The organism is Rhizobium sp. BK008, assembly GCF_014197345.1.
In the GTDB taxonomy this organism is placed as follows: Bacteria; Pseudomonadota; Alphaproteobacteria; order Rhizobiales; family Rhizobiaceae; genus Rhizobium; species Rhizobium anhuiense.
The window spans coordinates 264,348-277,450 of sequence record NZ_JACIFK010000005.1 but is presented as its reverse complement, the minus strand read 5'-3'; the positions used below and the strand labels follow the sequence as shown (position 1 = coordinate 277,450).

Genomic DNA, 13,103 nt, shown 5'->3' with positions numbered 1-13,103 from the left:
GTGTATTGGCGCACGCGGAAATGGGGTTTATCCCCGTCTGCCAGCAAACAAAGAATGGCGAATCCGCTCCCGCCCTTGATGGGCAAAGTCCTGAGGCCAGTTCCGAAGGATCAGTGTCGAGCGCTCTGGCTGTTTCAGAAGAACCAAAGGTTAAGACGATGAACATCATTCAGCAGCTTGAGGCCGAACAGGCCGCCAAGATCGAAGCCAAGCGCACGCTTCCCGAATTTTCCCCGGGCGACACCGTCCGCGTCAACGTGAAGGTCACGGAAGGCAACCGTACCCGCGTTCAGGCCTATGAAGGCGTCTGCATCGCCCGCTCCGGCGGCGGCCTGCAGGAAAACTTCACGGTCCGCAAGATCTCCTACGGCGAAGGCGTCGAGCGCGTATTCCCGGTCTACTCGCCGATGATCGAAAGCGTCGACGTCGTTCGCCGCGGTAAGGTCCGTCGCGCCAAGCTCTATTACCTCCGCGACCGTCGCGGCAAGTCTGCCCGTATCGTTGAAGACACCGGCGTCCGCGCCCGCAAGCTCAACGACGCCGAGCGCGCCGCCATTGCCGAGGAAAAGGCACGCATCGAAGCTGAAAAGGTTGCAGCAGCCCAGGCGCTCGCCGCCGAGAAGGCAGCAGCAGAAGCTGCGGAAGCCAAGGCCGCTGCTGAAGCAGCAGCCGCTGCCGCTGCCGCTGCAGCGGAACCGGCAGCAGAATAAGATCTGCACCACGCAAAATTCTTTGCTTGAAGCAAAATTCTTCGCTTGGAAAGGCGGCCTCCGGGTCGCCTTTTCTATTTTTTGTTTGGCCACGCAGCTGGCGGCCTTGCCTCGGGCCTATCTTCCGTGACAGTTTTTGCCGTTCAATTTTTAGGAACCATTCAATGTTGTTTCGTCGTACCGTTCTTGCGAGCTTCGCCGCCCTTGCTCTTGCCCCCCTGGCCGCATCGGCCGCCGAATTGCCTGATCTCGGCGGCAAGAGTGTCGTCGTCGTGACCGAGAATGCCTATCCACCGCTGCAATTCGTCGATCCGAAATCGGGCAAGGCGATCGGCTGGGAATATGATGCGATGAACGAGATCGCCAAGCGGCTGAATTTCAAGGTCGAATACCAGAACACCAGCTGGGACGCGATGATCCAGGCAGTGTCCGACGGCCAGTACAACATCGGCATGACCGGCATCACCATCAAGGAAGACCGCAAGCAGAAGGTGGATTTCTCCGACCCCTATATGCGCTCGCAGCAGTTCATGCTGGTGCGCGGCGACGAGAAGCGTTTCACCGATGCCAAGTCCTTCGGCGAATTCAAGGATGGCCTGGTCGGCGCGCAGCCCGGCACCACGCCCTTCTACACCGCTGTCTATGAAGTGCTGGATGGCAACGAGCAGAACCCGCGCATCAAGCTCTTCGAAACCTTCGGCGCCACCGTCCAGGCATTGAAGGCCGGCGACGTCGACGTCGTGCTGACCGATGGCACCGCCGGCAAAGGATATGTCGATGCTTCAGGCGGCGCCCTGAAGCTGATCGGCGAGCCGCTCGGCACCGAGGATTTCGGCTTCATCTTCCCGAAGGGGTCCGATCTCGTCGCCCCCGTCAACGCCGCCATTTCAGCACTCAAGGCCGACGGCACGCTGGATGGGCTGAACAAGAAGTGGTTCCTCGACTACAAGATGGGCGAATGATGCCGAGCAGCCGCTAGACGAATGGCCCTGCAAACATCTTCCCACAGACCCGTCAAGGACGACTATCCCTGGTGGCTGGTCGCGCTCGTCGCGATCGGCATCGTCCTTGCCGTTGTCATCATCACCAACGATATCTATGCTCAGGTCTTTCGCACCGTCGTCAACGGTGTCGGCATCACCGTCTTCGTGACGCTGGTCGCCTTCGTGCTCGCCACCGTGCTCGGCCTCGGCATCTGCCTGCTCGGCATGGCCGACAGCCCGGTGTTGCGCCAGATCGCACGGTTCTACATCGAGATCATCCGCGGCATCCCAATCCTCGTGCTGCTGTTCTATGTCGCCTTCGTCGGTGCGCCGGCACTGGTCGCAGCCTATAATTTCCTGATTTCGCCGCTGGTGACGTCAGGCATGGCCGAGCCCATCCTGGTGCGCGATCTCTCACTGATGTGGCGGGCGGTCATCGCGCTGACGATCGGTTATTCCTCCTTCATCGCCGAGATCTTTCGGGCCGGTTTCCAGTCGGTCGATATCGGCCAGATCGAGGCGGCCAAGGCGCTCGGTCTCTCGCGCTACCGGCGTTTCCGCTCCGTCGTCTTTCCGCAGGCGATCCGGGTGATCTTCCCGCCGCTCTCCAACGATTTCGTTTCGATGGTCAAGGACAGCTCGCTCGTCTCCGTGCTCGGCGTCGCCGACATCACCCAGATGGGCAAGGTCTACGCCGCCGGCTCCTTCCGCTTCTTCGAGACCTATTCGATCGTCACCTATATCTACCTGATCCTGACGATCGGCCTGTCGCTGGTCCTGCGGCGGACGGAGAAGTGGCTGAAGTCGCGGTGAACGAAGCCAACTTTTTGCCTGCGTCTTTTTCAGGAGCAATTTCTAGGTTGCAAAGTCTTGGAGTCTTTAGATGACCGCGCCTCTCCCGTTTTTCTTGGCGATCGTTGTTTTTGCCAGCACGATATCATTTCCGGCTGAAGCCACCGAATTTCCCGCGTTTCAAGGGGAATTTTGTACGGAAGTCGCAAAGCAGCCGATAAAGCCCGCCGACCGCTTCCTTGCTCTTATACAATGCAATCGCTCCGAAAATCGCTTTAAGGAGCAATTGCAGAAACATTGGTTCCTGGTTACCGACGATGACATGAAATTCTGTATGAAATCTAAGGGAACCATGGATGAGATTAAATCCTATCAGCAGCTCATGGGATGCCTTTCATCTATCGTTGGTCAAAAATGCTATTCGGGAACACTGACTTGTCGCGGAAAAACGCTGTGACGATACGATTCCTAGAGTTTTCGGTCGCCGCGCTTCTTTTGGTAGCCACTATTGGAGAACCGTATTCTGTAGAAGCAGCAGAGTTGCCTGAATATGACGACTCATACTGTGTCCGGCTAACCTCAAAGATGCTGAATGCGGATGAAAAAAACATCGAGACAAACAAGTGTCTTCAGGATGAGGCTGACGCAAAGAAGAAGCTCGCTGAGCACTGGACGATCGTCTCGGAAAAATCATTCGCCTACTGCCGCACTTTGGGCCAGGGATCTTATCGGCCGCTCCTACGCTGCTTGGCAGGCAATGTCGGCTATCGTTGCTTTGAAGACGAACTAAGCTGTAACTGGAATTGAGGCCGACAGTTCACCCAGGGATATTCGACTCTGTAATCCGATTTATCCACTGGAGCATGTGACTTAGCAGAACATTGCTCAGGCGGTGGAAAGTTGATATATGCAGGCGATGGAATCCAAGTTCAGATGCACTGGCGCGCATATTTTCGTGCTGCAGGACCATTATCGCCTGCCGGCGCGGTTTTTTGCCTGCGTGTCCGGTGCGCTCAACAGCCGACTTCGTTGATCGAATGACGGCCGCGGAGCCTGATCCGCATTCTCGATTTTCCAAAGCTTCCAAAAAAACGGACTTAACGCCATGAGCGCACCGCGTACCCTCTACGACAAGATCTGGGACGATCATCTGGTCGACGAACAAGCAGACGGCACCTGTCTTCTCTACATCGACCGCCATCTGGTCCACGAAGTCACCTCGCCGCAGGCGTTCGAAGGCCTGCGCATGACCGGCCGCAAGGTTCGCGCCCCGGAAAAGACGCTGGCCGTCGTCGACCATAACGTCCCGACCTCGCCCGATCGCCACCTCGGCATCAAGAACGAGGAAAGCCGCATCCAGGTGGAGGCGCTCGCCACCAACGCCGCCGAATTCGGCGTCGAATATTATTCGGCAAGCGACAAGCGCCAGGGCATCGTTCACATCGTCGGCCCGGAACAGGGCTTCACCCTGCCCGGCATGACCATCGTCTGCGGTGACAGCCACACCTCGACGCACGGCGCCTTCGGCGCGCTGGCGCATGGCATCGGCACCTCCGAGGTCGAGCATGTTCTGGCGACCCAGACGCTGATCCAGAAGAAGGCGAAGAACATGCTGGTGCGTGTCGACGGCCTGCTTCCGCCGCACGTTACCGCCAAGGACATCATCCTTGCCATCATCGGCGAGATCGGCACCGCCGGCGGCACCGGCCACGTCATCGAATTTGCCGGCGAAGCGATCCGCGCGCTGTCGATGGAAGGCCGCATGACCATCTGCAACATGACGATCGAAGGCGGCGCCCGCGCCGGCCTCATCGCGCCTGACGAAAAGACCTTCGAATACATCAAGGGCAAGCCGCGCGCGCCGAAGGGCGAGGCGCTGGAACAGGCGATCGCTTATTGGAAGACGCTGCAGACCGACGAAGGCGCTCACTATGACCGCGTCGTCGTCCTCGACGCCGCCAGCCTGCCGCCGATCGTCTCCTGGGGCTCCTCGCCCGAGGACGTCATCTCCGTCCAGGGCATCGTTCCGAACCCCGACGATATCCAGGACGAAACCAAACGCACCTCCAAGTGGCGCGCGCTCGACTATATGGGCCTGAAGCCGGGCACGAAGATGACCGACATCACGCTCGACCGCGTCTTCATCGGCTCCTGCACCAACGGCCGTATCGAGGATCTGCGCGAAGTCGCCAAGGTCGTCGAAGGCAAGACGGTTGCCCCGACCGTCGACGCGATGATCGTTCCGGGCTCAGGCCTCGTCAAGGAACAAGCGGAAGCCGAAGGTCTCGACAAGATCTTCAAGGCCGCCGGTTTCGACTGGCGCGAGCCGGGCTGCTCCATGTGCCTTGCCATGAACGACGACCGCCTGAAGCCGGGCGAACGCTGTGCCTCGACCTCGAACCGCAACTTCGAAGGCCGTCAGGGCTTCAAGGGCCGCACGCATCTCGTCTCGCCGGCAATGGCAGCGGCAGCCGCGATCGCCGGACACTTCGTCGATATCCGCGAGTGGAATTGATCCGTCAAAACGGATGACAGTCCGAAGCCCCCGATGCCTCCTGAAGGCATCGGGGGCTTCGCATTTTATGGTACCCTGTCTCATCGGGCGATGCCCCATATCCGTGTCAGTGCATGACCCGAGTTCCCGATTTCACCCGTTCGGGCAATCGACATCGAAGAATGCCTGTGGCTTCATCGACATGGCGCTTTCAGGCGCAACTCGCGCGACGTTCGACAGGCACCGCTTTCGGGCGTCCGTTACCGGCCTCGGCGATCAACTGGCCTGGCTGCACCAGGAAAGCTCCGCGTTGTGTGATCTGGGAGAATAGCCATGAGACCGAAAATGGCAGGACGCCTGCCGCGAACCATCCTGGGCGTATTCGTATCGCTGGCATCGATCGATGTCGCTGCTGCCGCGCCGATCCATCCGACACCGCCGCCGGTGATCTCTTCCGCCCTGCTGCAACAGGTCGCGCAAAGCAAGATACCGTCCCTCAACGGGTATCGCGGCTACAGCAGCGCCCGGGCTGGCTATATCAGGAGCTCGAACGGCTACTGGTATCCCGCGCGCGCTTTCAATGCTTCGGACGAATATACCGGCTCGATCGGACGGCCGCAGCGCCTGAACAATGCCTGCAACTTCGGTTTTACCCCGACCAACGGCTCGTCCAAATGTAATTATTGATGCGACCGCCATACAAAGGCCGCCGCGGGCGATCTCTCCCGGGGCGGCCGCTGATTGGCTTAGCAATGATTGGGACGGCGATCAGAAGGTTGCTGTGTGCGGATCCGGTCCCATGCGGGCGTCGGCGCTGTCGAGCTTGGCGATCGCCGCCATGTCATCGGCATCAAGCTTGAAGTCGAACACCTTAAAATTCTCCTCGATGCGCGATGGCGTCACCGATTTCGGGATGACGACGAGGCCGGTGTCGATGTGCCAGCGGATGATCACCTGTGCCGGCGTCTTCTGATGCTTTTTGGCGATCTCGCCGATCACGGCGTTCGAGATGAACTTGCCCTGGCCGAGTGGGCTCCAGGATTCGGTGACGATGTTAAGTTTCTGATGAGCCTCCTGCGCCGCCTTCTGCTGGAAGTCGGGGTGCAGCTCGATCTGGTTGATGACGGGAACGACGCCGGTTTCGCCGATGATGCGCTCCAGATGTTCGGGATAGAAATTCGACACGCCGATCGAACGGGCGCGGCCCTCTTCCCGGATGCGCACGAAAGCTTTCCAGGTCTCGGTATAAAGACCGCGATGCGGCGACGGCCAGTGGATGAGATAGAGATCGACATACTCCGAACCGAGCTTCTTCAGGCTGCCGTCGAAGGCGCGCAGCGCATTGTCGTAGCCCTGGTCGGTATTCCTGAGCTTGGTGGTGACGAAGATGTCCTTGCGGTCGAGGCCGGAGGAGCGAATGCCTTCGCCGACGCCCTCTTCATTGTCGTAGCCGGAAGCAGTATCGATATGGCGGTAGCCTGCGGCGATCGCCGTCCGCACCGTCGGAGCGGCGATCTCCTGCGGCGTCTGCCAGACACCGAGGCCGACCTGGGGAATGGAATGTCCGTCATGGAAAGTGATGATAGGTTGAGCGGTCACACTATATCTCCGGGAGTTTGAAGAATTGGACGAGGCATGAATTGCGTCCGCACCTGCGGGCGTCCCGGAACGCATTTCAGCCGGAGCGTTCGGTCACCGAAAACATATAGGCGGCCGCATCCGGAAGACAATCAGACGACCCGGACAATCGTTCCCTGTCGAAGGTGCGGCAGCAGGCGGCGCATGTCGCGCAGGCTCACCGCGACGCAGCCGGCCGTCGGCTCATAGCCTGGCCGGATCAGATGGAAGAAGATCGCCGAGCCGCGATTGCGCGCACGCGAGGAAATGTTCCAGTCCATCACCAGGCAGATATCGTAGAGCCCGTCGCTGCGCCGCATCTCCTCATGACTTGCGCCGAACGGCGCCCTGACGAGACGGTTGTAGCTGGCATTGCCGGACTGATCGCACCAGAGCATGTCGGCACGTATGCGGCGGATGGGAAGCGGCGTGACGAGCCGGCCGTTCCGCTCGCCCCGCCGGAAGCCTGATATCAGCCTCATCGAGGCGATCGGCGTGGCGCCGTCGCCCTCGCGTTTCATGACCGTGCGGCCGGAACGGCCGATCGCGGCAGGCACGGTGATCGCGCCAAGCCGGACGATCGCCCGGCTCTTACGCCCCGGCGCAGGGCGCACCACGATCGTCGATGGCGTCATGCCCCGTCCCTGCCTTGTTTTTTCCATTTTTCTCGCATGTCTTGCATTGTCTGGGGCTTTGATTGAAATCATATGAAAACCTGCGCGGCAACAGCCTGCGCCCGATCCTTGCCAAACCAGGAATTTGGCGTAGGACTAGGGGACTTAACATGAGGAAAGCAAGGGCATGACCGCACGCACCATTCTTCTGGTGGATGACGACGATGACCTTCGTCAGACCCTGACGGAGCAATTGTCGCTGTATGAGGAATTTTCGGTTTTGCAGGAAGCCAACGCCGGCAAGGGTGTTGCGACCGCCCGCTCAACACCGGTCGATCTGCTGATCATGGATGTCGGCCTGCCCGATATGGACGGCCGCGAGGCGGTGAAACTGCTGCGCAAGGGCGGCTTCAAGGCGCCGATCATCATGCTGACCGGCCACGATACCGATTCGGACACGATCCTCGGCCTCGAAGCCGGCGCCAACGACTATGTCACCAAGCCCTTCCGTTTCGCCGTTCTGCTCGCGCGTATCCGGGTGCAACTGCGCCAGCACGAGCAGAGCGAGGATGCGACCTTCACCGTCGGCCCCTACCTCTTCAAGCCGAGCCAGAAGTTGCTCACCACCGACAATGGTCAGAAGATCCGGCTGACGGAAAAGGAAGCGGCGATCATCCGCTATCTCTACCGTGCCGAACAGAAGGTGGTCACCCGCGACGTGCTTCTCGAGGAAGTCTGGGGCTATAATTCCGGCGTAACGACGCATACGCTGGAAACCCACGTCTACCGCCTGCGCCAGAAGATCGAGCGCGACCCCTCCAATGCCGAAATCCTCGTCACGGAAAACGGCGGCTACAAGATCATACCCTAGAGCATTTCCGTTTTCTCCGAATCACCGAAATGCTCTATCTCTGCGTTTCACGCAATTCCGGACGCAAAATCGCTCCGTACTAAGGCGAAAAGCCCGCATGGCGCTGACCGACGATATCAACCTGCTCGCGCAGCTTCCTCTGTTCAAGGACATGAACGAGGATCAGCTGCGGTTGATCGCCTTCGGCGCCGACCGGCGCATGATCGCCGCCGGCCAGATGCTGTTTCGCCAGGGCTCGCCCGCCGAGAGCGCCTACGTCATCCTCAGCGGTAGCCTGGAACTGAGCGCGACGAGCAGCGACGGCATGCAGAGGACAGAGGGGGTCGCCGGTCCCGGAACGCTGGTTTCCGAGCTGGCGCTGGTCACCTTGGTGGAGCGCAAGTTCACAGCTATCGCCCGCGAAGACACCAGCATCATCCGCATCACCCGTGCCCTCTTCCACCGGCTGATCGAGGAATATCCGGACGCAGCCCGACTGATCGAGAACCGCATCCGCGACAATCTCGCCGAACTTGCGGCAAAGGCCGCAAGTCAGTTCTACCGCTTCAGCTAAGACTGATAGAGACAGCGCGTCCGAAAGGACGCGCTAGAAATCGAAATGCGCCGTCACCGGCACGTGGTCGGAGGGCCGGTCCCAGCCGCGCGCCTCCTTCAGGATCTCGATCCGCTTCAGATGCGGCCCGAGATCCGATGACGACCAGATATGGTCGAGACGGCGGCCGCGATCGGCGGCTTCCCAGTCCTTGGCGCGGTAACTCCACCAGGTGTAGAGCTTCTCGCTGGCCGGCACATGCTGGCGCATCAGATCGAGCCAGGCGCCGCGCTTCATCACCTCGAGCAGCCCCTCGGTTTCGACCGGCGTATGGCTGACGATCTTCAGAAGCTGCTTGTGCGACCAGACGTCGTGCTCCAGCGGCGCGATATTGAGGTCGCCGACGAGGATGGCCGAGGTATTGGCCTCGCCATTGGCTTTCAGCAGCTTCATCTCCTCGATGAAATCGAGCTTGTGGCCGAATTTCGGATTGATCGTCCGATCGGGCTCGTCGCCGCCGGCCGGGACGTAGAAATTGTGCAGCCGGACGCGGCGATTGCCGTGCTCGAAGATCGCCGAGATGTGGCGGGCATCGCCGACGCCGCAATAATCCTGGCGGTGATCCTCGGTCAGCGGAATGCGCGAAGCGATCGCCACGCCGTGATAGCCCTTCTGACCGTGGATGATGATGTGGTTATAGCCCATCGCCCGCAGCGGTGCCGCCGGAAACAGCTCGTTCGTCACCTTGGTTTCCTGCAGGCACAGGATATCAGGCCTGTGCTTGAGGACGAGTTGCTCGACGATCGGCATGCGCAGCCGCACCGAGTTGATGTTCCAGGTGGTGATCGAAAAACCCATGCCCGATGCCCTCTCGCGTCCAATGCCCGCGTGTCGGCCGAGCTGCAGCTCGACGCGACGCGCTTTCATGAAAGGGCTTTAGAATAAACGCGGACGCGAGGGAACCGGCCGCGTGCGAAAGCAACCGAAAAGCTCAGTCGCGCGACTGAGGCGTGCCTGGGATGCTCTCATACGGCACGCGGAAGACGCGATCATCGAACTGCATGCCCGTCTTGACGTTGAAGATCATCACCGAGGTGTCCTTGCCCTGATTGTCGGTGATCGTCCATTGACGCAGGTCGTAGGTCTTCGGGTCGAACATCATGGTGATGGTCGAGTTTCCAAACACCGTATTGTTGCCGAGCGCAATCGTCGTCAGGTCCGACTCTTCCTTCACGCCCTTCACCATGCCGGCCGACAGGTCGATGCGCTGCGCCAGGAGCAGGCTGAGCGGGGTCTTGGAGAGCGGATAGAGATCCCAGGTCTTGAGCTTCGTATTGCCGATGGCGACGTTCTTGCCGTCGGCGATCACCCGCATCGGCGACGGGTCGTCATAGTTGAAGCGCAGCTTGCCTGGGCGCTGGATGAAGAACTTCCCGCCGGTCTGCTCGCCGCGCGGGCCGAACTGCACGAATTCGCCCTGCATCGTCGTGACGCCGGAAAAATGGTCGGCGATCGCCTGCGCGGTGCCGGAGGCGGGAGCCGCCGCCTGAGCGTAAGCGCCGAGGGGAATGGCGCTCGCCACCGCAGCGACGGCAAAGGCGCCGAGCAGATCGCGGCGCGTTACCGTCAGGCCGGAGAGGAAGGTATCGGAGTGACTCATCTAAATCTCCTTTATGCGATCTGCATGCTGCCGAAAGGCGGCGTCTTCAAGGCATTGCGATCGGCCTGCGAGAGGTAACGGCTTCGATGCTGTCAGGTTTCCGCAAAAGCGGCTGCATCGGAAATATATGGCTGTTCTGTCAGCGGTCGAGGATGTCGCCTTCGGTGGGAACGAGAATCTCGCGTTTGCCGGCATGGTTGGCCGGTCCGATGATGCCTTCCTTCTCCATGCGCTCGACGAGCGAGGCGGCGCGGTTGTAGCCGATGCCGAGTCGGCGCTGGACGTAGGAGGTCGAGGCCTTGCCGTCGCGTAGCACGATGGCGACCGCCTGGTCGTAGGGATCTTCCGAATCGGACAGGTTGGAGGTGCCGGCCGGACCGCCGCCACCGCCGCCGTAATCGCCGTCGTCATCGTCATCGGCAGTGATCGCGTCGAGATATTGCGGCGAGCCCTGGGTCTTCAAGTAGGAGACGATCTCTTCCACCTCGACATCCGAAACGAACGGGCCGTGCACGCGCTGGATACGCCCGCCGCCCGCCATATAAAGCATGTCGCCCATGCCGAGCAGCTGCTCGGCGCCCTGTTCGCCGAGAATGGTGCGGCTGTCGATCTTCGAGGTCACCTGGAAGGAAATGCGGGTCGGGAAGTTTGCCTTGATCGTGCCCGTGATGACATCGACCGATGGGCGCTGTGTGGCCATGATCACGTGGATGCCGGCGGCGCGCGCCATCTGCGCCAGCCGCTGCACGGCGCCTTCGATGTCCTTGCCGGCGACCATCATCAGGTCAGCCATCTCGTCGATGATGACGACGATATAGGGCATCGGCCTGAGATCGAATTCTTCGGTCTCGTACATCGCCTCGCCGGTATGGCGATCGAAGCCGGTCTGCACCGTGCGCGAGATCGCCTCGCCCTTCGACAGCGCCTGCTCGACGCGGGTGTTGAAGCCGTCGATGTTGCGCACGCCGATCTTCGACATCTTCTTGTAGCGCTCTTCCATCTCGCGCACGGTCCATTTGAGCGCGACGACGGCCTTCTTCGGATCGGTGACGACAGGCGAAAGCAGATGCGGGATGCCGTCATAGACGGACAGTTCGAGCATCTTCGGGTCGATCATGATCAGCCGGCATTGTTCCGGCGTCATGCGGTAGAGCAGGGACAGGATCATCGTATTGATGGCGACCGACTTGCCCGAGCCGGTGGTGCCGGCAACAAGCAGATGCGGCATCTTGGCGAGGTCGGCGATGACGGCTTCGCCGCCGATCGTCTTGCCCAGCGCCATGGCGAGCTTCGCCTTGCTGCCTTCGAAATCCCGGGAGGCGATGAGTTCGCGCAGATAGACGGTCTCGCGCGTCTGGTTGGGCAATTCGATGCCGATCGCGTTGCGGCCGGGCACGACGGCGACACGGGCGGCAATGGCGCTCATCGAGCGGGCGATATCGTCGGCAAGGCCGATGACCCGCGACGACTTGATGCCGGGCGCCGGCTCCAGTTCGTAGAGTGTTACGACAGGGCCGGGGCGGACATGGATGATGTCGCCCTTGACGCCGAAATCTTCGAGCACGCCTTCGAGCATGCGGGCATTCTGCTCCAGCGCGTCGGCCGAGAGCGTGGAATCGCGCACGACATTCTTGGGTTCGGCGAGCAGATGCATCGAGGGAAGCTGGAAACCCTCGGGACGGATGAACGAGCCCTGTGCCTCGCGCTCGATGCGGGCGCTGGGCTTCGGACGCGCCACCACGGGAACGACGCGCGGTTCCGGCTTGCCGGCGGGTTTTGCCGGGGCGCGGATCATCCAGTCGTCGTCATCGTCGTCGGGCAGGATATCGGCCGGGCGAGGCGGCATGTCGGCATCGAAGGGCAGATCGTCGTCATCATCGTCGTCATCGATGGAGAGCGACGGCGCAGAGACGATGCGGCGCGGTGATGCCGCCCTTGCCCCCATCGATGGCTCCATCGACGGTTCCATACGCTCGCCGCGGACGGTTGGCGCCTTGGCGCGCACGGGTTCGTTCAGCGTGCCGAACTCGTCATCGTTGAAATCATAGGGTGATTCGTAATCACCCTGGCGCCGCTTGCGCGGCCCCATGCCGAAGAGCCGGCGCAGCCGGCCCTGGCTCATGTACCAGGCATGCGTCATGGCGCCGCTGAAAGCCACCCAGCGGGACTCGTCGTCCTCCTCGTCCTCGTCTCCGACGACGCGGGCCTTGCTACGCGTTTCGACGTAATCCTCCTCGATTTCCTCGTCGACGTCGCTGCGGCCGACAAGGCCCGATGCAAAGAGCATCAGCCAGGCGGTCGGCGCGGCGAAGATGCAGCCGACGACCATGGCGAAGGTGCCTGTGGGATAGGTGCCGACGAAAAGTGCGGGAAAACGCAGGATCATATCGCCGACGACACCGCCGATGCCGTTCGGGATCGGCCAGGTAAGCGGCGGCGGAAAACAGCCGAGGACGGCGCAGGAAAGCACCGAACCGCCGAACCAGGCGCCGGCACGGGCGGGAATACGGCTGAAGCGACGGCCCGAGATCAGCGTCAGCGCCCAGGCGACGATCGGCAGCATCGAAACGACGCTGGCAAGGCCGAGGAACTGCATGACGATATCGGCAAAGGCCGCACCGCTATAACCGAGAATATTCGTCGGCAGGTTGGCGGTCGCGTAGGAATAGCTCGGATCCGCGACATTCCATGTCGCCAGCGCCGCGACGCAGAACGCCAGCAGCAGAAAGATCGCAAAGCCGATGAGCGCCTGGATCTGCCGCAGCATGAATGCCGAGAAGGAGAACCGATCCGGACGGCCATCCATTGCCGGCGACGTGCTTCTTGCCAT

Annotated in this window: 14 protein-coding genes; 9 read left to right on the top strand and 5 right to left on the bottom strand. The window is 61.0% G+C overall.

Translation table 11 applies throughout. The features are described from left to right. The first annotated feature begins 158 nt into the window (after nucleotides 1-158). The 7 genes from rplS to FHT69_RS21595 all read left to right on the top strand — a co-directional run bounded on the left by rplS (nucleotide 159) and on the right by FHT69_RS21595 (nucleotide 5,666). Nucleotides 159-710 carry a 50S ribosomal protein L19 gene (rplS, locus tag FHT69_RS21625; protein ID WP_132574363.1) on the top strand — a complete coding sequence of 184 codons (552 nt, stop codon included), beginning with the start codon at nucleotides 159-161 and terminating at the stop codon, nucleotides 708-710. Nucleotides 711-874: 164 nt separating this feature from the next. Beyond that, entirely contained in the window at nucleotides 875-1,672 is a 798-nt protein-coding gene (locus tag FHT69_RS21620; protein WP_063473818.1) for a basic amino acid ABC transporter substrate-binding protein, read from the top strand. Between the two features lie 21 nt (nucleotides 1,673-1,693). Beyond that, entirely contained in the window at nucleotides 1,694-2,506 is an 813-nt protein-coding gene (locus FHT69_RS21615; protein WP_132574365.1) for an amino acid ABC transporter permease, read from the top strand. A gap of 70 nt (nucleotides 2,507-2,576) precedes the next feature. Next, entirely contained in the window at nucleotides 2,577-2,942 is a 366-nt protein-coding gene (locus tag FHT69_RS21610; RefSeq protein WP_132574367.1) for a hypothetical protein, read from the top strand. Then, complete coding sequence (locus tag FHT69_RS21605) at nucleotides 2,939-3,292, top strand: hypothetical protein (RefSeq protein WP_132574369.1); 354 nt, start codon at nucleotides 2,939-2,941, stop codon at nucleotides 3,290-3,292. Before FHT69_RS21610 ends, FHT69_RS21605 begins: the two co-directional genes overlap by 4 nt. Before the next feature lie 298 nt (nucleotides 3,293-3,590). Further along, nucleotides 3,591-5,000 carry a 3-isopropylmalate dehydratase large subunit gene (gene leuC, locus FHT69_RS21600; protein ID WP_028757783.1) on the top strand — a complete coding sequence of 470 codons (1,410 nt, stop codon included), beginning with the start codon at nucleotides 3,591-3,593 and terminating at the stop codon, nucleotides 4,998-5,000. 312 nt (nucleotides 5,001-5,312) lie between these two features. Continuing rightward, a complete protein-coding gene (locus tag FHT69_RS21595; protein WP_047616056.1) occupies nucleotides 5,313-5,666 on the top strand; it encodes a hypothetical protein in 354 nt (117 codons plus the stop codon). Nucleotides 5,667-5,747: 81 nt separating this feature from the next. Here FHT69_RS21595 and FHT69_RS21590 read toward each other — a convergent pair whose 3' ends face one another. Together FHT69_RS21590 and FHT69_RS21585 are read right to left on the bottom strand one after the other, a co-directional pair. Beyond that, nucleotides 5,748-6,578 (bottom strand): aldo/keto reductase, encoded by an 831-nt coding sequence (locus FHT69_RS21590; protein ID WP_063473819.1) that lies wholly within the window; start codon nucleotides 6,576-6,578, stop codon nucleotides 5,748-5,750. A 131-nt stretch (nucleotides 6,579-6,709) separates the two neighbouring features. Then, on the bottom strand, nucleotides 6,710-7,231 hold the full coding sequence (locus FHT69_RS21585) for a L,D-transpeptidase (RefSeq protein WP_063473820.1): 522 nt from the start codon (nucleotides 7,229-7,231) through the stop codon (nucleotides 6,710-6,712). 166 nt (nucleotides 7,232-7,397) lie between these two features. Here FHT69_RS21585 and FHT69_RS21580 point away from each other — a divergent pair, with 166 nt between their 5' ends. Next, complete coding sequence (locus tag FHT69_RS21580; protein ID WP_003582964.1) at nucleotides 7,398-8,081, top strand: response regulator transcription factor; 684 nt, start codon at nucleotides 7,398-7,400, stop codon at nucleotides 8,079-8,081. Nucleotides 8,082-8,178: 97 nt separating this feature from the next. After that, nucleotides 8,179-8,634 (top strand): cyclic nucleotide-binding domain-containing protein, encoded by a 456-nt coding sequence (locus FHT69_RS21575; RefSeq protein ID WP_028757779.1) that lies wholly within the window; start codon nucleotides 8,179-8,181, stop codon nucleotides 8,632-8,634. Nucleotides 8,635-8,667: 33 nt separating this feature from the next. Here FHT69_RS21575 and FHT69_RS21570 read toward each other — a convergent pair whose 3' ends face one another. The 3 genes from FHT69_RS21570 to FHT69_RS21560 form a co-directional block, all read right to left on the bottom strand. After that, the gene (locus FHT69_RS21570) at nucleotides 8,668-9,471 is read right to left on the bottom strand and encodes an exodeoxyribonuclease III (protein ID WP_028757778.1); all 804 of its coding nucleotides are present in this window, start codon (nucleotides 9,469-9,471) and stop codon (nucleotides 8,668-8,670) included. 133 nt (nucleotides 9,472-9,604) lie between these two features. Then, nucleotides 9,605-10,273, bottom strand: coding sequence for an outer membrane lipoprotein carrier protein LolA (locus FHT69_RS21565; protein WP_028757777.1), 669 nt, complete (start codon nucleotides 10,271-10,273; stop codon nucleotides 9,605-9,607). Nucleotides 10,274-10,412: 139 nt separating this feature from the next. Beyond that, a complete protein-coding gene (locus tag FHT69_RS21560; RefSeq protein ID WP_028757776.1) occupies nucleotides 10,413-13,103 on the bottom strand; it encodes a DNA translocase FtsK in 2,691 nt (896 codons plus the stop codon).